This window comes from Chryseobacterium koreense CCUG 49689 (assembly GCF_001045435.1).
Classification (GTDB): Bacteria; Bacteroidota; Bacteroidia; order Flavobacteriales; family Weeksellaceae; genus Kaistella; species Kaistella koreensis.
The window spans coordinates 15,208-37,546 of record NZ_LFNG01000009.1 but is presented as its reverse complement, the minus strand read 5'-3'; the positions used below and the strand labels follow the sequence as shown (position 1 = coordinate 37,546).

The window sequence follows — 22,339 nt, the reverse complement described above, 5'->3', positions numbered from 1 at the left end:
AATATTAACGCCAAACCACACAAATTGTTTTGTGTGGCCTGGCTTGAGATTTTTGTTTTAAGTTTTTGGAAATGGTCGGAAGCTAATTTCTTTTTAATCGACATCTTTCGAGAGGAAATCCAAAACGGAGAAATCACCCAGGGAAATTTCTCTTGCAACCCCGAAATATTTTGCGGAACTGCCGATCATGGAATTGCTCAGGTTACCGTGGTCGATTACCGTGTTTTCCTGGATCAGGGAATTATCGATATTGGAATTGATGATCGCCGTGTTGTTGCCAATCGAAACATAAGGTCCGATTTTAGAGTTTGAAATAGTTACTTTCTCACCGATGAAACATGGCGGAATGATGAGAGAATTCTCAATTTTTGCGGATGCGGGAAATTGGGAGAATCCTTCTTTTTCGTAGTTTAGAACTTTTCCGTTGGTTTCCACCGTGGCGTTCTTATTTCCGCAGTCCATCCAGTCATCGACTTTCCCCAGAGAGAATTTTGCGCCTTTTTGTCGAAGGTTTTCAAGTGCGGTAGTCAATTGGTACTCACCGCCTTCCTTGATGTTGTTGTTCATGATGAAGTTGATTTCATCCATCAGTTTTTCTGCAGAATGGAAGTAGTAAATCCCAATAATTGCCAAATCCGAAACAAAAGTTTTTGGTTTTTCCACGAAATCGGTGATAAAACCATAATCGTCTAATTTCACCACTCCAAATGCGGTGGGATCTTCCACTTTTTTCACCCAGATTACGCCATCAGAATTTTTATCCAGTTGGAAATCTGCTTTAAATAAAGTATCCGCAAAAGCTACTACCACATCTCCCTGCATTGATTTTTCCGCGCATTTGATCGCGTGTGCAGTTCCGAGCGGTTCATCCTGAACGTAGATACTTCCTTTTGCGCCTAATTTTTCGGCAATTTTCAGCAAAGATTCTTCTACTTCAGCGCCGAAATCACCGATGATGAAAGCGATTTCGTCAATTTTTTCTCCGGCTACTTTCGCGATGTCTTCCACCAATCTTTGCACAATTGGTTTTCCGGCAATCGGGATTAGTGGTTTTGGAACAGTTAATGTGTGTGGTCTTAAACGGGAACCTCTTCCCGCCATCGGAACGATGATCTTCATGGTTTTTTTAACTTTTTTTAAATTGTTGGTATATTCTGAAATTATTTTGAAGTACTTCCAAAACCGCCTTCGCCTCTTTCGGTTTCGTTCAGTTCTGAAACTTCTTCCCAGATTGCACTTTCATGTTTGGCGATGACCATTTGAGCGATTCTGTCGCCGTCATTGATGGTGAAATCCTCTTTTGACAAATTTACTAAAATCACCCCGATTTCGCCGCGGTAATCTGCATCCACAGTTCCTGGAGCATTCAGGACGGTAATTCCGTTTTTAATGGCCAATCCACTTCTGGGGCGAATTTGTGCTTCATGATTTTCCGGAAGTTCAATGAAAAGTCCGGTCGGAATTAATTTTCTCTCCAATGTTTTGATCGTGATGCTTTCGTCAAGATTTGCATAGAGATCCATTCCTGCAGAACTTGCGGTTTGGTATTTTGGCAAAGCGTGTTTGCTTTTATTGATAATTCTAATTTTCATGCTAACTGTTTCTTAATTTGCGCAAGTTGTCTTTTTCCAGGTAAATAACCAGGGCTAAAAATACGATTAATAATGTGTTTCCTAAAAATAAATTTCCATCAAATACATAATAGGACAAAACGGAAAACAAAATGCTCAACCCCAAATAACCCAAAATTTTCCTGATGTTATAAGAAACCGGATAATAATATTGCCCCAGAAAATAGGACACCGTCATCATGGAAAAATAGCTTAAAAAAGTAGCCCAGGTTGAAGCCCAATATCCATATTTAGGAATAAAATAGAAGTTCACCAAAATGGTGACCAACGCCCCTAAAACCGAAAGATAGGCTCCATAAATCGTTTTATCTGAAAGTTTGTACCAAACCGACATGTTGAGATATATTCCCAGGAAAACAGCGGCCATCAAAACGATTGGCACTATGGGAATTCCTTCATTATAAGCCGGATTTGAAAGGTAAAGTTTACCAAGCCAATCCAGATTTGCGCAAAGAGCGAGTAAGGTCACACTGTTGATAATCACAAACATGTCCATCAGTTTCGCATAGGAACGGCCGGAGTTTTCATTTTTCGCATGAGCGAAGAAAAAGGGTTCGATGCCCAAAAGGTAGGCCTGTCTAAATAAAGTCAAAAAAGTAACAATTTTGCAAACCGCACCATAAATCGCCATTTGCTCGGTATTGATGCCGTCTGGAAGCAGGTATTTTAGAAACTGTCTGTCCATGGTTTCGTTGATGACGCCAGCTAAACCGGCGATGGTGATTGGCCAGGAATACGCCATCATCTTTTTCCATAAATCCCAGCTGAATGCATGGAGACGAACCGATTTTAATTCCGAAAACAGCAGCAAGAAAGTAACGGCGCTCGCCACGAGGTTTGCCACGAAAACATACCCAATTCCAAAGTCTTTGTCATAGCTGAATCCAAATATTCCTTTTTGGCCGAGTGTGGGTAAAATCACGATGAATAAAACAACCAGCAGGAAATTGATGATTCCATTAATGATCTTGATGGCGGCATATTTTTTTGGACGTCCCGTTTTCCTTAAAATCACGAACGGCATGGTGGAAAGACCGTCTAATCCGAGAACGAACAGCATCATCGTCAAAAGGTCAACCTGGTCGGGAGTCTTGAAGGCGATTGCCAGATCCTGCCGGAAAATGTAGCAGAAGAGCATGAAAAGAAACGAAGCTCCCACCACGCTGATTGTGGAGGTAGAAATCAGTTTTCGGCTGTCGTTTTCTTTTTCGGCGAAACGGAAAAAAGTCGTCTCCATACCGTGAGACAAAAGCACAATGATGATTCCCGCCACCGAATAGAAGTCGATAAAAGGAGCCAGTGCTTGCGGGCCAAAAGCATGGGTTACAAAAGGACTTATTATGAAAGGAAATAACCGGATTATCACCGTGCTTAATCCATAAATTGCAGTTTGTCCGAGTAATTTCTTATACAATTGCTAAATATTTTTCGCAAAGGTAATTATTAGTTTTATTTCCTCACCAAACGATTGGGGAGTTTGCTTTGGTGAGTGGTGGTTTTTATGACTAAATTTACACTGAAATAAATCCAAAGTTAGAATTCATGAAAACCCTTATAAAAAATGCCACCATTGTGAATGAGGATCAATATTTTAAAAGTGATCTGCTCATCGAAAACGACATCATTTCAAAAATCGGGACTTCTATTTCCGATGTAGGAGTCGACAAAGTGATTGATGCCACCGGAAAACATCTTTTGCCGGGAATTATTGATGACCAGGTGCATTTTCGGGAGCCGGGACTCACCATCAAAGGCGATATCGAAAGTGAATCCAGAGCTGCGATTGCGGGCGGAATTACCAGTTTTATTGAACAGCCGAATACTGTTCCCAATGCGGTTACTCAGGAAATTTTGGAGGAAAAATACAAAATTGCGGAGGAAAAATCTTTTGCCAATTACTCCTTCACCATGGGCGGGACCAATGACAATCTGGAAGAAGTTTTGAAAACCAATCCGCGAAATGTAGCCGGAATTAAGCTTTTTCTGGGATCATCCACCGGAAATATGTTGGTGGACAATCCGGAAACCCTGGAGAAAATATTTAGCGAGTGCAAAATGTTGATTTGCGTCCATTGCGAGGATGAAGGAACAATCAGAAGAAATACCGAAATTTATAGGGAAAAGTATGGCGATGATATTCCGATGAAATACCACCACTTGATCAGAAGTGAAGAAGCGTGTTATTTGTCATCGTCAAAAGCGGTTGAACTTGCCCAAAAAACGGGAGCGCGACTTCATATTTTCCATGTTTCTACTGCGAAAGAACTGGAACTCTTTAGAAATGATATTCCCTTAAGCGAGAAAAAAATCACTGCGGAAGTCTGCATCCATCATTTGACTTTCACGAATGAGGATTATGAAAAGAAAGGAACTTTGATCAAATGGAATCCCGCCATTAAAACAGAAAAAGATAAAGAAGCACTTTGGAAAGCGGTTCTGGATGGTAGAATTGATGTGATTGCCACGGACCACGCGCCGCATACTTTGGAAGAAAAACAAAACGTTTACACCAAAGCACCTTCCGGAGCTCCCATGGTGCAGCATGCATTGGTGGTGATGTTGGAAAATCACAGAAAGCGGCACATCACCCTTGAAAAAATCGTGAATAAAATGTGCCATAATCCGGCCATTCTTTTTGAAATTGAAAAACGGGGCTTCATCCGAGAAGGTTACAAAGCCGATTTGGTTTTGGTGGATTTGAATGCCGAATGGACGGTTTCCAAAGAGAATATCCTTTACAAGTGCGGTTGGAGTCCACTGGAAGGAACCACATTTCATTCAGAAGTCACCCACACTTTTGTGAATGGTTTTCTGGCTTATGAAAATGGGAATATTTCCGCGGAAAAACATGGGGAAAGATTGTTGTTTGACCGGTGATTTCCGTAACAGGACCACTAATTTGCAGTTGGTTTTAGGGGCTGTTTTCCTTGCGGATTTGTCACAGATTTAGCAGGAGCTCAGGACTTTTACTAGGACTTTGCTCATGTCCAAATAGAATTGGTTTATATTTTTGAATCTAGAAATCAAACCATAAAGCCTGTGAAAGCTATTATTTTGGGATTGGTTTTCAGTAATGCTTTCTTACGTTATTGCACTATGGTTTTTTGTTAAAGGAATGATTTCCAGTTCGGTAAAATTATGATATCTTTGGAATCCGTTGTCGATAATGGTAAAATGGAAGTGAGGAACTGCTTTGACATAAAATCGGATTTTAGTGAAGTTTCCGCTGGTGAAACATTTCGGCAAAAATTTAGACACATAAATAAATATCAACTCCAATTAAATTATGATCAGGAAAAAATTATTGATGCTTTCTGCTGTAGCAATCATGTTTTCTGCAAACGCGCAGGAATACCAATGGAAAGAAGCTAAAAGCGGAGGTTACACCTACAGGTATGTGACCAATGATCCCACTCAGGCACGTTTCTACACGCTGAAAAACGGACTTACCGTAATTCTGAGTCCCACCAAGAAAGACCCGAGAATTCAGGCTTTTGTGGCGACAAAGGCAGGAAGCAAGACCGATCCTTCCACGAATACCGGTTTGGCGCATTATCTGGAGCACATGCTTTTCAAAGGTACAGATCAATACGGATCGCTCGATTGGGCTAAAGAAAAACCGGAACTCGACAAAATAGATGCGCTTTACGAGCAGTATAACAAATCGAAAAATGAAAACGAGAGGAAGGCAATCTACAAAAAGATCGACTCGGTTTCCGGAGTCGCATCCAAATACGCCATCGCCAACGAATACGACAAAATGATGACTGCGATGGGTGCTCAAGGGACCAATGCATGGACAAGTTTTGAAGAAACGGTTTATACCGATGATGTGCCTTCAAGCTCTTTGGATAAATATCTCGCCGTTCAGGGTGAACGATTCAGAAACCCGGTTCTTAGGATTTTCCATACCGAGTTGGAAGCGGTTTATGAAGAAAAAAACCGGTCTTTGGACAGCGATGGAAGCAAAGTTTTCGAGACCCTGTTTTCAAATCTTTTCAAAAATCACAATTACGGAAAGCAAACGACCATCGGTACGATTGAACATCTGAAAAATCCGTCCCTTGTAGAAATCCGTAAATATTTCAATACCTATTACGTCCCCAATAATATGGGGGTGATCATGTCTGGAGATTTTGATCCGGATCAGGCCATTGCAAAAATCGACAAAACGTTCTCTTATATGCAAAGCAAGCCGGTTCCGAAATACACTTTTCAACCGGAAGAACCGATCACGGCTCCAATTGTAAAAGAGGTGATTGGTCCGGATGCTGAAAATATCGGCATTGCATTTAGACTTCCTGGAAACAAGGATAAAGACGTGCTTCTGGCGGATTTGGTAGGGGAGATCTTAACGAACGGAAAAGCAGGATTGCTGGATTTGAACCTGGTGAAGCAGCAGAAATTATTGAGAGCCAGCGCGTTCACTTTTACCCTTCAGGATTATGGAGTTCTTTGGCTGAATGCGGCTCCAACTACAGGACAAAGTTTGGAGGAGGTGCAAAAATTGGTGCTTAATGAAATCGAAAATCTTAAAAAAGGAAATTTTGATGCCGATCTTTTGCCATCGATTGTAAACAACATTAAGAAGCAAAAAATCCAATCTACTGAAAAATATGGCGACCGTGCTAGACTTCTGCAAAGCGCTTTCAATGACGAAATTGATTGGAAGGACCAGGTGGCTTATGTAAACGACCTTTCCAAAATCAAAAAAGAAGACGTGGTTGCCTTTGCCAATAAATATTTGGGAAATAATTATGTTGCAGTTTTAAAAAGAAAGGGCGAGAACAAAGATTCCCAGAAAATTGACAAACCTGCCATTACTCCGGTAGAAACCAATGCAGACAAGCAATCCGCTTTTGTAAAGTCGGTGAATGATTTACCGGCAACTGCCTCAGAGCCGGTTTTCCTGGATTTTGATAAAGACATTCAAAAATCCAAATTAGGACAAGCGGAAGTTCTTTATGTTCCCAATAAAGACAACCAGCTTTACAGATTACGCTATCGATACAAAATCGGTACAGGAAACGATTTGAAGCAGTCTTTGGCGGCGCAGTATCTTCAGTTTTTGGGAACCGACAAAAAATCTTCGGAACAGATTTCGAAGGATTTCTACAAAATTGCTTCCAGTTTCAGTGTTGCAGCGGGAGAGGAATATACTACAGTTACAATTGAAGGTCTTCAGGAAAATTTCGACCAGGCTGTGAAATTGTATGAAGATTTGATACTAAATGCAAGACCAGACGAAACTGCACTTGCTGCTTTGAAAGCGAGAATCTCCAAAGCAAGAAAAGATGCAAAAGCCAACAAAGGCGCCATTCTGCAAGGTTTGACGAGTTATGCGCTTTACGGTCCCAAAAACAAATTCAACAACACATTTTCTGATGCCGAGTTAAACGCAATTACCGCACAGGAATTGGTGGACAAGATGAAAAACCTCAACAATTATGAGCAAACCGTCATTTATTATGGTCCGGAATCATTGAAAAATCTCACTGCGAAATTGGAGAAAGTCCACAAAGTTCCTGCAAATTTTGTGCAACCGAGTCCGCTGAAAACGTTTGCGCAAATTCCACAAACCAAAAATCAGGTTCTATTCACGGACTATGATATGGTTCAGGCTGAAACGAGATGGATCAGGAACACTTCCAAATATGATGCGGCAAACACGCCGATTGTTAATGTTTTCAACAACTATTTCGGCGGTGGAATGGGATCGATTGTCTTCCAGACTATTCGAGAGAGTAAAGCATTGGCATACAGTACGTACGGATTTTATGTGCAACCAACAAAGCAAACCGATGAATATTATATGATGAGCTATGTCGGAAGTCAGGCAGATAAATTCAATGAAGCCACTGTGGCGATGAACGAGCTTCTTACCAAAATGCCAGAACTTCCGGTAAATTTGGAATTGGCGAAATCTTCTGTGAAGAAAGATATCCAAACCGAGCGAATTATGCAGGACGACATTATTTTCAGTTACTTGACTGCGAAACAACTTGGATTGAAGGACGACATTCGTAAACAAGTTTATAGCAGTGTAGATAAAATTTCAATGGATGACCTGAAGAAGTTCCACGCCACAAATATTTCCGGAAAACCTTATACCTATGCCTTGGTTGCATCAGAAAAAAAGGTAAATATGGACGATATGAAGAAATTGGGCGAAGTGAAGAAAATTTCTTTGGAAGAACTTTTTGGCTACTAATTCCCAGAAAAATCATTTTGAACTGCTCCAGAAATTGGGGCAGTTTTTTTTGAACCTGGTCGCAAATCCCAAAAGGTTATTTAATTTAAAGATTCAAATCCAAAAGATGATCGGGATTTCCTGGTGTAATATGTTTTGCATTAAAGAAAATTATTTGCATCCATTGTTTATCCGTAACTTTAAACCTGAAATCTACCTGTCGGCAGACAGGCTTTAAACCTCAACTAAAAATGAAGTACACAGAAGGAATGCTCCGGGAAGGAGCGCTAAAAGATAAAGTCGCCATCGTAACCGGAGGCGGAAGTGGATTGGGAAAAGCCATGACCAAATATTTTCTCGAACTCGGCGCTAAAGTGGTGATTACTTCCAGAAATCTGGAAAAATTGCAAACTACTGCGAAGGAACTGGAAGAACAAACCGGCGGAAAAGTACTTTGCGTTTCATGCGACGTGAGAAACTGGGACGAAGTGGAAGCCATGAAAGATTCGGTGATCAAAGAATATGGAAAAATCGATATTTTGCTGAACAATGCCGCCGGAAATTTCATTGCGCCTACTGAAAGACTGACTCATTCCGCATTCGATTCAATTCTGGATATCGTTTTGAAGGGAACAAAGAACTGTACACTTTCCATCGGGAAATATTGGATTGAAAATAAAATTCCGGGAACAGTGCTCAACATTGTCACTACCTATTCTTGGACCGGATCTGCTTATGTAGTTCCATCCGCTTGTGCGAAAGCCGGAGTTCTTGCTATGACCAGAAGTTTAGCGGTGGAATGGGCGAAATACAATATTCGTTTTAATGCGATTGCGCCGGGTCCGTTCCCTACGAAAGGTGCCTGGGAAAGACTTTTGCCTGGAGATTTGGCAGAAAAATTCGATATGCGGAAAAAGGTGCCATTGAGAAGGGTTGGCGAACATCAGGAACTGGCAAACCTAGCTGCTTATTTGGTTTCCGACTATTCGGCTTACATGAATGGCGAAGTGGTAACCATTGATGGAGGGGAATGGCTACAAGGAGCGGGGGAATTCAATATGTTGGAGCAAATTCCTCAGGAAATGTGGGACATGCTGGAAGCGATGATTAAGGCGAAGAAATCAAATTGAGAAATATTTATGCCAAAAAAATAAAAAACGCCCTGAAAATCAGAGCGTTTGATCAAAATTTGTAGACCCACAGGGAGTATTTGTTTAAACCAATAAAGCAATGTACGTCATCATTTTATTGACAGTAAGTAAGTTAGCTAATTTTATAAAAGGATAAGGCATCGTATAAACTATTAAACAATCCCCGATTTAGTCCCTGATTTTAGAAGTAGGGACTAAAAATTTATACTTCAATTTTCTTCGTAATACGTATTTTTTCCTATCCTTTATTGCATATCTGGGCTAGTATGAGCAAAATAAAGTGCAACCGGTCTCTATTTTACCTGTTGCACTCCACTAATGAAGACTTATCAATAACTTGTTTAATAAATTCAGCGTAAGTTCCGCACCCCAGCTCATATCGCTGTCGTAGTGTGTGGATATACCAAAATTCTTTGTAACGATGTATTTGAGGCCAGCCATATTCCTTATCAGTATTCACCATGAATGCCCCGCGCAAACGCGGCGTTGGCGGAATATCTTCACGCTTTAATTGGAATCTTACAATACCGTCTGTAAATATTTCTGCCTGCAAATCTACCAACAGCGGAAGTTTGTACATGATACCAGCACTGAAAGTTTTTCTCTCATTTTTAGTGCTTGCCTGCCCAAATAAGTTTTCTCGATATTCTCCCTGTCAAATTTTCCAACAATTACTAAAATAAGAATTTATAATAAGTGATAAATTTTTTACTCGATGCGTTCGTTAAAATTTCATCCGTTGTATCCTTACAGCGTTTAAAATTGCCAATAAGGCCACACCAACATCTGCGAAAACAGCTTCCCACATTGTTGCCAAACCTCCTGCTCCTAAAACTAAAACAACGGCTTTTACGGCAAATGCCAGAATGATATTCTGCCAAACAATTTTTTTGGTCTGCTTTCCAATATTAATAGCCATTGCAATCTTAGAGGGTTTATCATCTTGGATGACGACATCTGCGGTTTCAATTGTAGCATCGCTTCCCAGGCCGCCCATCGCGATACCCACATCACTCAAAGCAACTACCGGTGCGTCATTTACGCCATCACCTACAAATGCTACAGATTGGTTTCTGGCTTTTATTTCCTTCACTTTATTGACCTTATCTTCCGGTAGCATGTCTCCAAAATAATCTGTAATACCAATCTGTTTTGCGACTTCTTCTACTACAGTGGTTTTATCACCACTCAACATGGTTACTTTTACTCCTAATTTCTTTAATGCATCCACTGTCGATTGTGCATCTTCTTTAATTTTATCGGAAATGGTGATATAGCCCGCAAATTTACCTCCATAAGCCACAGCAATAAGGGTATCTGCAACCGATTTGTGATCCACTGTATAGGGAACGGAAAATTTATCCATGAGTTTAAAATTACCAGCAAGGAAATCTTTTCCATTAATAGTTGCTTTCAGGCCATGCCCTGAAATTTCCTCCACATTTTCCATACTTACAGCATGATCAATCTCACCAGCGTATTCGTGGACTGCTGTAGCAATTGGATGTGTAGACTTGCTTTCAATAACATTCAGATATTTGAGTATTTCCTTTTCATCAAATCCAGGTTCTATGAAGAGTTTCTGGACTTTGAACACTCCTTCCGTCATGGTTCCCGTTTTGTCCATTACGACATTTTTAATCTCAGCCAAAGTATCCAGGAAATTGCTTCCTTTAAAAAGAATACCATTCCGACTTCCGGCACCAATTCCACCAAAGTAACCTAACGGAATCGAAATCACTAAGGCGCAAGGACAGGAAATAACCAAGAATATTAATGCTCTGTAAAGCCAAGTTCGAAATTCATAATCCTGTACAAAGAAATAAGGCAGCAAACATATTGCTATGGCAAGAAATACAACAATTGGAGTATAAACTTTTGCAAATTTTCTGATGAAAAGCTCGGTTTTGGCTTTCTGTGCCGTTGCGTTCTGCACCAGTTCCAAGATTTTTGAAAGTTTGGAATCATTATAAGCAGTGTTGATCTGAACTAAGGAAACGGAATTTACATTAATCATCCCGGCGAGAACGACCTCGCCTTTCTTTTTAGTATCTGGCTTACTTTCACCCGTTAATGCCGCTGTATTGAAGGAAGCTGAATCAGAAACAAGTTCGCCATCCAGAGCCAGTTTTTCCCCTGGTTTCAATTGGATGATCTGCCCAATTACCGCTGATTCTGCTTTGATGGTTTTTGGAACGTTGCCCTCTAAAATAGTGACTTCATCTGGTCGTTGATCCAGCAGGGAAGCAATGTTCATTTTGGCTCGCTGCACAGCCAGCGTCTGAAAAATTTCACCCACTGCATAGAAGAGCATTACCGCAACGCCTTCGGGATATTCGCCAATGGCAAAAGCGCCGATTGTTGCGATACTCATCAGAAAGAATTCTGAAAAGAAATCGTTAAAACGAATACTTTGTACCGCCTCTTTTATAACGGGTAATCCGACGGGAATATATGCCAAACTGTAAAGCGCAATTCGGATCCAACCCTCAAACCCTGCGGGCTTGAGCAAATGGTCCAGCGCGAGGCCAACTATAAGTAATACGAACGAAATTATTGCAGGCAAGAATAACTGAAGGGTTGATTTATCGGTATTATCATGGCTGTGACCATGATCGTCTTCTGCGCCACCGCTGTCATGATTATGACCATCATCGGCAGAATGTACATTTTTTTTATCCGTTGGTTTCTTTTGAATATTGTACGCCTTATCGGTAGTCGCACAACAAGATTCTTCTAGTAAGTTTTCCGCTCCTGCATCTTTATATATTTTACCTTCCTGAGGAGTGCAGCAGAGCTGATTGCCGTTTTCGTCGTAGATGTGGATATGTGGTTTTTTATCTCTCATTATATTATCGATTTATTAAATATGTTTTAAAAATTTTATATTGTTTGGGAAAAGGGGCATTTAAAGTTTGCGCAAATTAATTATTTAGAGGATGCAACAGAAGTGCATTTATTGACCGCTGCATTTTTCACAGATTCCCTTTACCACTAAATTCGCATCCTCTGAGATATAACCTTCGGGCAGATTAATAGTTGGTATTTTATATTCCGTCAGACAAATGGTTTCATTACAAATATTGCAATGAAAATGCAAGTGCAAATCTTGGTTGATTGCACAATTACATCCCGGTTCACATAGTGCATATTTAAATATTCCCGTACCATCTTCTACTTGATGCACAATTCCTTTTTCTTCAAAGGTTTTTAGTGTTCTAAATAGTGTCGTTCTTTCCGCTTTTGCAAAGTTATTTTCAATATCTGTGAGTGCTACAGCGACCTTAGTTTTCGCCATAAATTGATAGATCAAAAGTCGCATTGCCGTTGGTCGAATGCCATTCTTAGTTAATTTTTCCTCTATTGCGTTCATTCTAAAATTTATTAAAAATAACTACTAGATATTAATGCTTTATGAAAATTATTAAATATCATCCTCTATGCGTACATTCCTAAAATCATAAATAATAAAAATCCACCAAAAAATGCGGCAGTATGCCAAACGGTTTCCCTTTCTTCGTGTGCTTCCTTCAGTAATTCTTCGGTAACTAAAAATAGTAAGGCTGCAAGGCCAAAAGACAACACGATTTCCATCGCACCGTGGCTCAAATTATTAAGAAGTGTAGCCCCCAGAAGCGAACTTATAAAGAATAGTGAGGCTAAAATTCCGATCCAAAATATTTTTTTCCCATTAGAGAAATTTTTGCTCCCTAATTCGGAAGCCGTAGCGATACCTAAGGATAACAACTCTAAACTTAAAGCAATTGCCAATAGTATTCCCGCTGTATTACCTACATGAAAAGCAATACCCAGAAGTAAACCATCGATAAAAATATCTACGCCAATCGCTATTAATAAACCCCACGGAATATTGCCAGAGGAATTTTCTATTGTGTCACTTTTGGATGTTAATTTTTTTACAAAAATCATCAGTAAAAAACCCAGTGCAAAGCCAATAATGGTTTGCACTGCTTTATGGATTTTTATTACGTCAGGTAAAATTTCTACTGCGACTACAGAAAAAACTACGCCTGCTGCGAAATGAAGTATTAAACTCCGCACATTACCCGATGGCTGTTTAAAGATGGCAATTCCACCTCCTATCAGCATAGTGGCGACAGGAATAAGTGCGAATAATAAAATGTTTGAAAGGCTGATCATTTCCTTATTTTTTTAGATTTTTATTATCATTCCTCTTCTTCCATATTATTCATTTTGGAAAGCAGATCATAGGCACCTTTTAAAACCACTTTACTGGATTCATTAAATTTTTCAGGCAAAGTAACTGCTGTGAAACCATTTTCGCTTACACCTGTTTGCACCTCTACTTTGCGAAAGATATATTGTTTTTCTTTTTCTGTCCCATCTTTGTCTTTAGATTTTTCTACTGTTTTCTCTAAAATAAAAATAAAATTTTTACCTCCCGATCCTACAATTGCAGCATCTGGCAATGCGGGTGTTTGTGCAGAACCAAGTTCTATAATGGCATTTACAAACATTCCGGGTAAAATATTTTGAGAGACGTTTTGAATTCGCGCTAAAACATCTACAGTTCTGTCGGTGTGTATGTCTTTTCCTATTAAATAAACTTTTGCAATCTTTTCTTCGCTATCACCTGTAGCCTGAAAGCGAATGGTTTGCCCTTCTTTTATTTTTGCAATATCTTTTTCAAAAACTTGCACTTTGACCATCATATTACTTGTATTTGCAAGGTCTGCCACCACCTCATTAGTCCCAACGTATTTGCCGATATTAGTATAAACTTTCGTTACATATCCACTTTGTGGTGCATAAATATTTGCACGGGAAGAGATATTTCCTTTTGCAACAGATGCTGGATTAATATTGGCAACTTGTAATCTCGCTCTTAGTCCGGCAACTCTTGCTGCCATACTATTGTACTCGCTTTGTGCACGTTGTAGAGATTTTCGGGCTGCAATATTTTCTTTTACTAATTCTTTTTGCCGTGCGAGATCTTGTCTTAAATAGGACATCTGGCTATTGCTTTCCATGTAGTCCTGCTGAATTTGTAGAAATTCTGGGTTTTCTATGGTTGCTACTACTGTTCCTTTTCCAATGTATTTTCCTTCAATCACATTCATTGATTTTACATGACCTCCAAAAGAAGAGGTGATGCTCGTCAAATTTTGTGGTGGAACTTCAATGGCACCAGAGGCTTTTATGTAATTGGATAAATTGGTATTGGTAATGTTTCCCAATTCCATACCGACACTTTTATACTGTGCTTCACTGAATTCTACACTATTTGCATCGTGTGGAACTTCTACATTTGCAGTTACAGTAGTTTCTTCCTTTTTATCGGAATTACAAGCTGATAACAAAAAACTTAAGACGATGATATATAAATATTTTGATTTATTCATGATTTTTGAACTTTGATTATTTATTATAAACCAGAAATTAATTCTAATTCTATGGCTATTTGATTGTATTGATTTAAACTTTCGATGTACTGTTTTTGAACTTCTACTGCATTATTAATGGATTGACTCACTTGATAATAGTCCATTTCACCCACCTCAAAGGCGCGCTGTGATTTGGAAATGAGCAACTTTGCTTGTGGCAATGCTGTTTCTCGGTAAAAGTCAATCTGTATTTGCAATCGTTTTAGATCAGAAAGCAATGTAGAACCTCGCTGGGAAAGACTGAAAGAAAATGCATCTACCTGTGCTTCCTGCAACTCCTGATGAATTTCGGCGGCTTTTATTTTTGCCTTCTGCGCCTTTGCAAAAATAGGTATGCTTATTCCCAGTTCTACACCTTGAAATCTTTTACCAACTCCATAAAACTTCGAGACCCCATTTTTCTCAAAATTACCCACTAAAGATTGATTAAAATAACCCACACTAAAATCTGGCAGCAGTTTACTTTTTTCAACCCTTATTTCTTCTTTAGCAACTTCTATTTGGCTCTTCAAAGCAAGCAAGTCTGGATTTTTATTAAACATTTTTCCATCTGCAGAAAGATCTAAAAACTTTTCGGTAAGAGTATTATCCGCGATATCTTCGATGGTTTGGTTTGCGGTATATCTTTTCAATTGCTCCAAATGAATTTTTATATATTCTTCAGTCTGCAATTTTTGAGAAATTGCTTCCTGCAATCTAGTGTTCGCATTGTATTTTTCTAAAATATTAGTTTCTCCAGTTCTAAATCTTATATCTGCAGCACGAAGTATTTTCTCATAGAGCGTAATTAAATCTTCATTCAGCTTTTTCTGCTCTTTTCTGTAAAGTAAACTGTAGTATATACTTTTTACCTGATACGTAATCTGATTTTTATAGATACCTGCCTGCATTCGCGATGCATTTATATTAGCATCTGCAAGCTCTGTCAATCTTTTCAAATAAATCGGATTCGGAATGTTTTGGCTAATGGTAATATTATTATCGTAAGCAATAAGACTATTGTACTGTCCAAAAGTTAGGTTAATGTTGGTTTTGCCATAATCTCTGACCGATCCTTTTAATGCAGATTGGTATTCTTCACCCAATCGAGCAATTCTGGTATTTGGATTGGATCCTATTGAGGCGGTAACTGCAGAATTCAAATCAATTATATTTAAAGATGCAGATGAATTCGTAATGACTTGTCCTTTTACTCCATTATTTAATCCCGAAAAAAGAAATAAGAGAATTACAGTTGTTGTGCCCACAATTTTTGATTTTTTCCTTTTCCACCCAGAAGGTTTTATATTCTCAGCGTATGCGTAAAGCACTGGTAAAAGCACCAATGTTAGAAAAGTTGCAGTAATTAATCCGCCAATAACAACTGTTGCCAATGGTTTCTGCACTTCTCCTCCTGCTCCAGTTGCGAGTGCCATTGGTAAAAACCCTAATGAAGCAACTGTAGCTGTCATTAAAACAGGTCTCAATCTTATAGCTGTTCCTGCCAGAATTCTCTGTTTTACATCTTTCATACCTTGTTTTTTAAGTTGATTGAATTCCGTTATTAAAACGATTCCATTTAAAACTGCGACACCAAATAAAGCGATGAAACCTACACCCGCAGAAATACTAAAAGGTAAACCTCTTAACCAAAGGGCAAATATTCCGCCTATGGCTGACATTGGTATTGCGGTAAAAATTAATAAAGAATACTTTATAGAGCCAAATGCGAAATAGAGTAGTAAGAGAATTAAGCCCAACGCGACAGGTACAGCAATTGACAATCTTTTATTGGCTTCTTCAAGATTTTTAAATTGACCACCGTAGGTTATAAAATATCCAGTCGGCATTTTTATTTTTTGGTCAATCTTCGCCTGAACATCTTTTACTACCGAGGCGATATCTTTGCCCCTAACATTGAAGCCAACAATAATTCGTCTTTTGGCATCTTCACGTTGTATTTGGTTAGGTGCAAGTTGATAACTGATGTCTGCGAGCTGCTCCAAAGGAACTTGATTTCCAGTGCTGGATGTTACAAAAAGTCTTTTTACATCTTCTATACTTTGTCTTTCGTCATGTTCTAATCTTACAACGAGATCAAAACGTTTTTCACCTTCGAAAACAGTACCTGCAATACCACCAGCAAATGCGGTATTTATCGCGTTATTTATTTCTTCAACATTAAATCCATATCGCGCAATATTATCTCTGTTCAATTTTATGGAAATTTGCGGCAAACCACTTACCTGTTCTATATACAAATCTTCCGCACCATCAATTGATGGGATTAGCGCACCGATTTTCTTTGCTAAATCTGAAAGTGTTTCTAAATCATCACCAAAAATCTTGATTCCCACATCTTGTCTTACTCCAGAAATTAATTCGTTGGTTCGCAGTTGTATGGGTTGAGAAAAACCGAAAGTTACACCCGGAACCTGCTCTAAAGTTTTCTGCATTTTCTCCGCTAATTCTTCGCGTGTATCTGCACTAGTCCATTCATTTTTAGGTTTTAATAAAATAGTAATATCTGTAGCCTCTATCGGCATTGGATCTGTAGGGATTTCAGATGCGCCAATTTTTCCCACCACTTCTTTTACTTCCGGATAAGTTTTCATTAATAAACTGGATGCCTGTTCTATTTTTTCTACAGTTTGATCCAAGGAACTTCCCACAAGCAATCTTGTTTCCACTGCAAAATCACCTTCTTCCAATGTTGGCAAAAACTCACCTCCTAGAGAATTAAAAATGACTACCGACACTCCTAGTAGTGCAATTGCAATAATGAGAACAGCCTTCTTAAATCGAAGCGCACCATTAATTAAAGGATTATAAGCGCGCTGAAATTTATCCATCATTTTATCAGAGAAGTTCTTTTTATGAGTAATATTTTTACTTAATAAAAGTGAACTGATCATCGGAACGTAAGTAAGCGAAAGAATCAATGCTCCAAATATTGCGAAGGAAACTGTTTGTGCCATCGGGCGGAACATTTTGCCTTCAATTCCTACCAAAGCTAATATTGGCAAATAAACAATTAGAATAATTAATTGACCGAATGCTGCCGAGTTCATCATTTTCTTGGCAGAACCTGAAACCTGTGTATCCATTTCTGCCTGCGAAATTTTTCCTGCTTTTTGCCTTGCTAACTGATGCATGGTTGCTTCCACAATAATCACTGCTCCGTCCACAATCAATCCAAAATCTATGGCTCCAAGACTCATTAAGTTTCCAGATACGCCAAAAACTTTCATCATGGAGACCGCAAAGAGCATTGCTAAAGGTATTACGGAAGCCACAATTAAGCCTGATCGAATATTACCAAGGAAAAGAACAAGGACTAATATTACGATTAAAGCACCTTCTACTAAATTCTTTTGAACAGTACTCATAGCCCTATCCACAAATTCACTTCTATCTAAAAAGGGTTCTATTTCAACACCTTCGGGTAAAGTTTTCCGTATTTGGTCAATTTTTTCCTTTACTCTTCCCACTACTTCAGAAGCATTGCTCCCTTTCAACAACAAAACTATTCCTCCCACAGCTTCCTTGTCGTTTCGGGTAAGTGCGCCGTAGCGTGTTGCAGTTCCAAACTGAACTTTTGCGACATCTCTAATGGTAATAGGTAAACCATTTTCAGAATTTTTGACCACAATCCGTTCGATATCGGCAAGACTTGTAATTAAACCTTCGCTTCTAATAAAATAGGCATTTGGTTTTTTATCAATATATGATCCGCCGGTATTCTGATTATTTTTTTCAAGCGCTGTGAAAACATCAGATATAGATAAGTTGTAACTCCTTAATTGATTTATATTTAAGGCTATTTCATATTGCTTTAGGAAACCACCAAAACTATTTACTTCGGCAATTCCCGGTGTGCCCAAAAGTTGTTTTCTAATAATCCAATCCTGAATTGTACGCAATTTTGTAGCATCATATTTATCCTCAAAACCTGGTTTAGCATGTACGGTATATTGGTAAATTTCGCCTAAACCAGTAGAAACTGGCGCCATTTCAGGATTGCCAAGACCAGCAGGAATAGAACTTTTGGCTTCGGGAAGCCGTTCTGAAACTTGTTGACGAGCCCAGTAAATATCTATGTCGTCATGAAAAATAATGGTTACAACAGATAAACCAAAACGAGAGATAGACCGCACTTCCTGAATTTCAGGAATAGTGGACATAGTTTGTTCAATAGGGTAAGAGATGAACTGTTCTATTTCTTGGGTTGCCAATGATGGACTTAATGTTATGACCTGCACCTGATTATTTGTAATATCCGGGACGGCATCTATAGGAAGAGTTCGAAGGGACATAACGCCCCATATAATTAAAGCTATGGTGAATATTCCCACCACCAGCTTATTCTTGATAGAAAATTCAATAATGTTATTTAGCATTGGAAAAATAAATTAGATTAAAACGTAAAAAAGACGGCACTTTGCGATGAAAATGCAGTTTTACAAAAAAGACATGCTTTTTTGCTTAATTTATTAACCTAATTGAGGGGGTTGCCAAATGCCGGAAGGAATCCCCGGATTGAATAAAGAATGATAAGAACTAATTTTTTTGGAGTAGAATATTGCTTCTTTTGGTAAGAAAAACCATTCTATTGAAACTATACTTAACTGAGCACCGCAACAACTGCATGTGCAAAATGGTGAACAATAATCTGCATGTTTCTGTTTTTCGGATTTTTTGTCGTGTTGAACTGTCGTATGTGTACCCTTAGTCGATGCCGAAACATCACTGCAAGGAGCAGTGAGCAGAAATGCACAGAATATTGCAAATATGAATGACAGAGATCGCACGGTGCAAATATAGGAAAAAATTGAAAAAGACATTTCTTTCGTACATTGTTTTTTAACAATTATGCAATTGGCAGATATCTTTCCTATTTATATAATTGGCTGTTACGGATACAGAAATGAGTATAAACCTATAAGCAACAAAAAGGCACATTACTGCACCTTTCTGTTCTTTTAATATCTGAACGAAACCTTACTTTTAATAAGTTAGTGTAAATCCTGCTCCCCATCCCATATCACTGTCATAGTGGGTCGAAAGCGAGAAATTCCTGGTTAAAATATATTTTAGACCCGCCATATATTCCTTATCGGTATTTACCATAAATGCACCGCGCATTCTAGGTGACAACGGAATATCTTCTCTGGACAACTGTAACCTTACATTTCCGTCCGTAAAAATCTCGGTTTGGAAATTAACGAGCATTGGCAGGGTGTAAACAAAACCAGCAGAAAATTTGGCTCTTTCGTTTTTGGTGTTTTTCTGTCCGAACATGTTTTTTTCAATTTCGTGACTGCCCATTGTTCTGTATCGGTAATCAAAGCCAACGAACGGCATGAACCACTGCATTCGGTCTACATATCTTCCGATATGTGTTTCTACTTCGTAGCCATGTTCACCGTTATAGCCCAAACGCCATTCGGTTCCTATATTCCATCTGGTATTGTGAACCATCACCTGGCCATCATTACCATTAGACGCAAAATCATTTTCTGCAAATAAGTGAAGCATGTTGCTTTCGCGCTGAAGCTTTTTGTAGGCGGCATTTTTATCAGGCAGTTCAGGATTCTGATAGTCGCCAACGGCAAAAACACGGTTCATTCCTGCCATCATGTGGTATAGGATATGGCAGTGGAAAAACCAATCTCCGTCTTCTTTTGCTTCAAATTCAATGATATCGCTTTCCATCGGCATGATATCCAATACATTTTTCAGTGGAGACTGTACTCCATTGTCATTGATTACACGGAAATCGAAACCATGAAGGTGCATCGGATGCCTCATCATGGAATTATTAACGAGTTTGAGGCGTAAAACTTCTCCTTTTTTTACCAGTATTTTATCACTTTCGGCCAGGACCTTGTTATCCATACTCCAAACGTAACGGTTCATATTTCCCGTGAGGGTAAAAGTCATTTCGCGAACCGGCGCTTTTTTAGGGAGTGAGGTGTCATAAGGAGATTTTAACATATTGTAGTTGAGCGTGGTGATTTCCGAACTGCTCATGTTGTGCACGGAATGATCGTCGACCATCTGCATTTCTGAATGATCTTCGGCTTTGCCGTCTCCCGTAACTTCCGGATACATCACACTGTTCATATCCATTTTCTGCAGGCTCATGTTCATGCCCATATCCTTCATATTTCCGTTCATATCCATCATATCGTTCATCATTTTCATTCCTTCGAAATACTTCAGTTTCGGTAGGGGTGCAACCAGCTCTTTTTTACCTTCACCGAGAAAAACAGACACCGATTTTGTACGGTCTTCGGGGGTTGCCATAAACTCGTAAGAAAGATCCTTTTGAGGAATGGTAACCACCACATCGTAGGTTTCTGAAACCCCAACTATTAAACGATCTACATCCACGGGAACAACATCGTTTCCATCGTTTGCCACGACAGTGATTTTGCCGCCTGCATAGGTAAGCCAAAAGTAAGAGGAAGCTCCTGCATTAGAAATTCTCAACCGAACTTTATCACCTGTTTTAAACTGTGACAGTTGCTGATCCCAGGTTCCATTAATTAAAAAGCGGTCGTAATATACATCACTAACGTCCATTGCAAGCATTCTTTTCCATTCGTTGGTGAGCTTTGTTTTGAAATGACCTTCTTTAATGGCTTCGGAATAACTTTGTGTAGTATGTTTTTTGATGGCAAACCAATCATTTGCGTTTCGTAACATTCGTTGAACATTGTTAGGATTTATGTTTGTCCATTCACTTAATATCAGGTTTACAGTGGGAAGATCATCAATTCCTTTCCGGTAGGTGGGATCTTCATTCCGTTTTTCCAGAATAAGAGATCCGTACATCCCAATCTGTTCCTGAAGGCCGGAATGCGAATGGTACCAATGCGTTCCGCTCTGGATAATCGGAAAAGAATAGGTATAGATAGAATGGGGCGGAATTGGTTTTTGGGTAAGCCATGGAACGCCATCTTCTTTATTCGGCAAATGCAGGCCGTGCCAGTGGAGGGAAGTTTCTTCATCCATTAAATTATGAACCACAATTTCTGCGATATCTCCTTCAGTAAAGTTCAGCGTAGGCATGGGAATCTGTCCATTAACTGCGATTGCTCTTTTTTGTTTTCCGGCATAATTCACGAGCGTATCTTTTACATACAGGTGATAGGTTTTCTTTTTTCCGTCAGTATATTTAATTTTTGGAAGCGGCAAAACAGGTTTTGTTGAATCCATACTTTCCATATTCATTTTGCTGTGATCCATTTTTGAATGATCTTCCTTAAGCACCAGGTTCATTCCACATTTCGGACATTTGCCCGGTTGATCTGAACTCACTTCGGGGTGCATCGGACAGGTATATTTTTTTTGCGTAGCTTCATGCTGATGATTATCTGAAGTGGGATCTGCCTGTTTATTGACTGGGGCAGTGTGCTGCTCACTTTCGTTTTTTGGGACGAGGTTCATCCCGCATTTCGGACACTTTCCGGGTTTATCAGAAACCACTTCGGGGTGCATCGGACAGGTAAACGTTTTGTGCACCATTTCTTTCTGAGCGGCGTCCGTCCTAGGCTCCACGTGTTGATGCACGGGTACTGAATCGGTTGCTTTTGCAGCAGCTTTAACGTTGGGTGCCGTAGGTTTTTTGACCGCCGCTTTCGGCTTAGCTGCAGGTTTCGCCACTGCTTTTGCAGGAATGGCCTTAGCTTTCGGAGGTGTCACCTTTTTTACTGCTGCCTTTTTGGCGGGAGCGGGAGCCGGTTGTGGTTTCTTCACCACGGGTGCTGGCTTCGCCTGTGGCTTTTTTACGGCAACGGTTTTCTTCACCAGACTCATTCCGCATATAGGGCAGTTACCGGGTGCTGATTTCACGACCTGCGGATGCATCGGGCAGGTGTACACAGTTTTGGTGCTCTGTGAATAACTGTTTATGGACATTGCCATAAATAGAAAGAGCGAAAATATATATTTCAT

At 39.4% G+C, this 22,339-nt stretch carries 14 protein-coding genes; 3 read left to right on the top strand and 11 right to left on the bottom strand.

Going from position 1 to position 22,339, the window contains the following annotated elements:
• Positions 1 to 93: 93 nt before the first annotated feature.
• Genes ACM44_RS07565 through ACM44_RS07555 form a run of 3 tightly spaced genes read right to left on the bottom strand, consistent with a single transcriptional unit; the run spans position 94 to position 3,045 of the window.
• On the bottom strand, positions 94 to 1,119 hold the full coding sequence (locus ACM44_RS07565) for a sugar phosphate nucleotidyltransferase (protein WP_048499425.1): 1,026 nt from the start codon (positions 1,117 to 1,119) through the stop codon (positions 94 to 96).
• Positions 1,120 to 1,160: 41 nt separating this feature from the next.
• On the bottom strand, positions 1,161 to 1,592 hold the full coding sequence (gene dut, locus ACM44_RS07560; protein WP_048499424.1) for a dUTP diphosphatase: 432 nt from the start codon (positions 1,590 to 1,592) through the stop codon (positions 1,161 to 1,163).
• Position 1,593: 1 nt separating this feature from the next.
• The gene (locus tag ACM44_RS07555; RefSeq protein WP_048499423.1) at positions 1,594 to 3,045 is read right to left on the bottom strand and encodes an oligosaccharide flippase family protein; all 1,452 of its coding nucleotides are present in this window, start codon (positions 3,043 to 3,045) and stop codon (positions 1,594 to 1,596) included.
• A gap of 128 nt (positions 3,046 to 3,173) precedes the next feature.
• Here ACM44_RS07555 and ACM44_RS07550 point away from each other — a divergent pair, with 128 nt between their 5' ends.
• From ACM44_RS07550 to ACM44_RS07530, 3 genes are all read left to right on the top strand, one after another.
• Positions 3,174 to 4,508, top strand: coding sequence for a dihydroorotase (locus ACM44_RS07550; RefSeq protein WP_048499422.1), 1,335 nt, complete (start codon positions 3,174 to 3,176; stop codon positions 4,506 to 4,508).
• Between the two features lie 409 nt (positions 4,509 to 4,917).
• Positions 4,918 to 7,842: a M16 family metallopeptidase gene (locus tag ACM44_RS07540; protein ID WP_048499420.1), complete on the top strand. Its 2,925-nt coding sequence runs from the start codon at positions 4,918 to 4,920 to the stop codon at positions 7,840 to 7,842.
• A gap of 230 nt (positions 7,843 to 8,072) precedes the next feature.
• Positions 8,073 to 8,951 (top strand): SDR family oxidoreductase, encoded by an 879-nt coding sequence (locus ACM44_RS07530; RefSeq protein WP_048499418.1) that lies wholly within the window; start codon positions 8,073 to 8,075, stop codon positions 8,949 to 8,951.
• Positions 8,952 to 9,270: 319 nt separating this feature from the next.
• Here the strand turns inward: ACM44_RS07530 and ACM44_RS07525 are convergent, their stop codons facing one another.
• The 8 genes from ACM44_RS07525 to ACM44_RS07495 form a co-directional block, all read right to left on the bottom strand.
• On the bottom strand, positions 9,271 to 9,534 hold the full coding sequence (locus ACM44_RS07525) for a hypothetical protein (RefSeq protein ID WP_206540190.1): 264 nt from the start codon (positions 9,532 to 9,534) through the stop codon (positions 9,271 to 9,273).
• A gap of 162 nt (positions 9,535 to 9,696) precedes the next feature.
• The gene (locus ACM44_RS07520) at positions 9,697 to 11,820 is read right to left on the bottom strand and encodes a heavy metal translocating P-type ATPase (protein ID WP_083993670.1); all 2,124 of its coding nucleotides are present in this window, start codon (positions 11,818 to 11,820) and stop codon (positions 9,697 to 9,699) included.
• A 108-nt stretch (positions 11,821 to 11,928) separates the two neighbouring features.
• On the bottom strand, positions 11,929 to 12,345 hold the full coding sequence (locus ACM44_RS07515) for a Fur family transcriptional regulator (RefSeq protein WP_027376051.1): 417 nt from the start codon (positions 12,343 to 12,345) through the stop codon (positions 11,929 to 11,931).
• Positions 12,346 to 12,410: 65 nt separating this feature from the next.
• Positions 12,411 to 13,133 (bottom strand): ZIP family metal transporter, encoded by a 723-nt coding sequence (locus ACM44_RS07510; protein ID WP_048499417.1) that lies wholly within the window; start codon positions 13,131 to 13,133, stop codon positions 12,411 to 12,413.
• 26 nt (positions 13,134 to 13,159) lie between these two features.
• Positions 13,160 to 14,356 (bottom strand): efflux RND transporter periplasmic adaptor subunit, encoded by a 1,197-nt coding sequence (locus tag ACM44_RS07505; RefSeq protein ID WP_048499416.1) that lies wholly within the window; start codon positions 14,354 to 14,356, stop codon positions 13,160 to 13,162.
• A gap of 23 nt (positions 14,357 to 14,379) precedes the next feature.
• Positions 14,380 to 18,777: a CusA/CzcA family heavy metal efflux RND transporter gene (locus ACM44_RS07500; RefSeq protein ID WP_048499415.1), complete on the bottom strand. Its 4,398-nt coding sequence runs from the start codon at positions 18,775 to 18,777 to the stop codon at positions 14,380 to 14,382.
• A gap of 93 nt (positions 18,778 to 18,870) precedes the next feature.
• On the bottom strand, positions 18,871 to 19,221 hold the full coding sequence (locus ACM44_RS15960) for a DUF6660 family protein (protein ID WP_407637847.1): 351 nt from the start codon (positions 19,219 to 19,221) through the stop codon (positions 18,871 to 18,873).
• A gap of 163 nt (positions 19,222 to 19,384) precedes the next feature.
• Positions 19,385 to 22,339, bottom strand: coding sequence for a multicopper oxidase domain-containing protein (locus ACM44_RS07495; protein ID WP_456064322.1), 2,955 nt, complete (start codon positions 22,337 to 22,339; stop codon positions 19,385 to 19,387).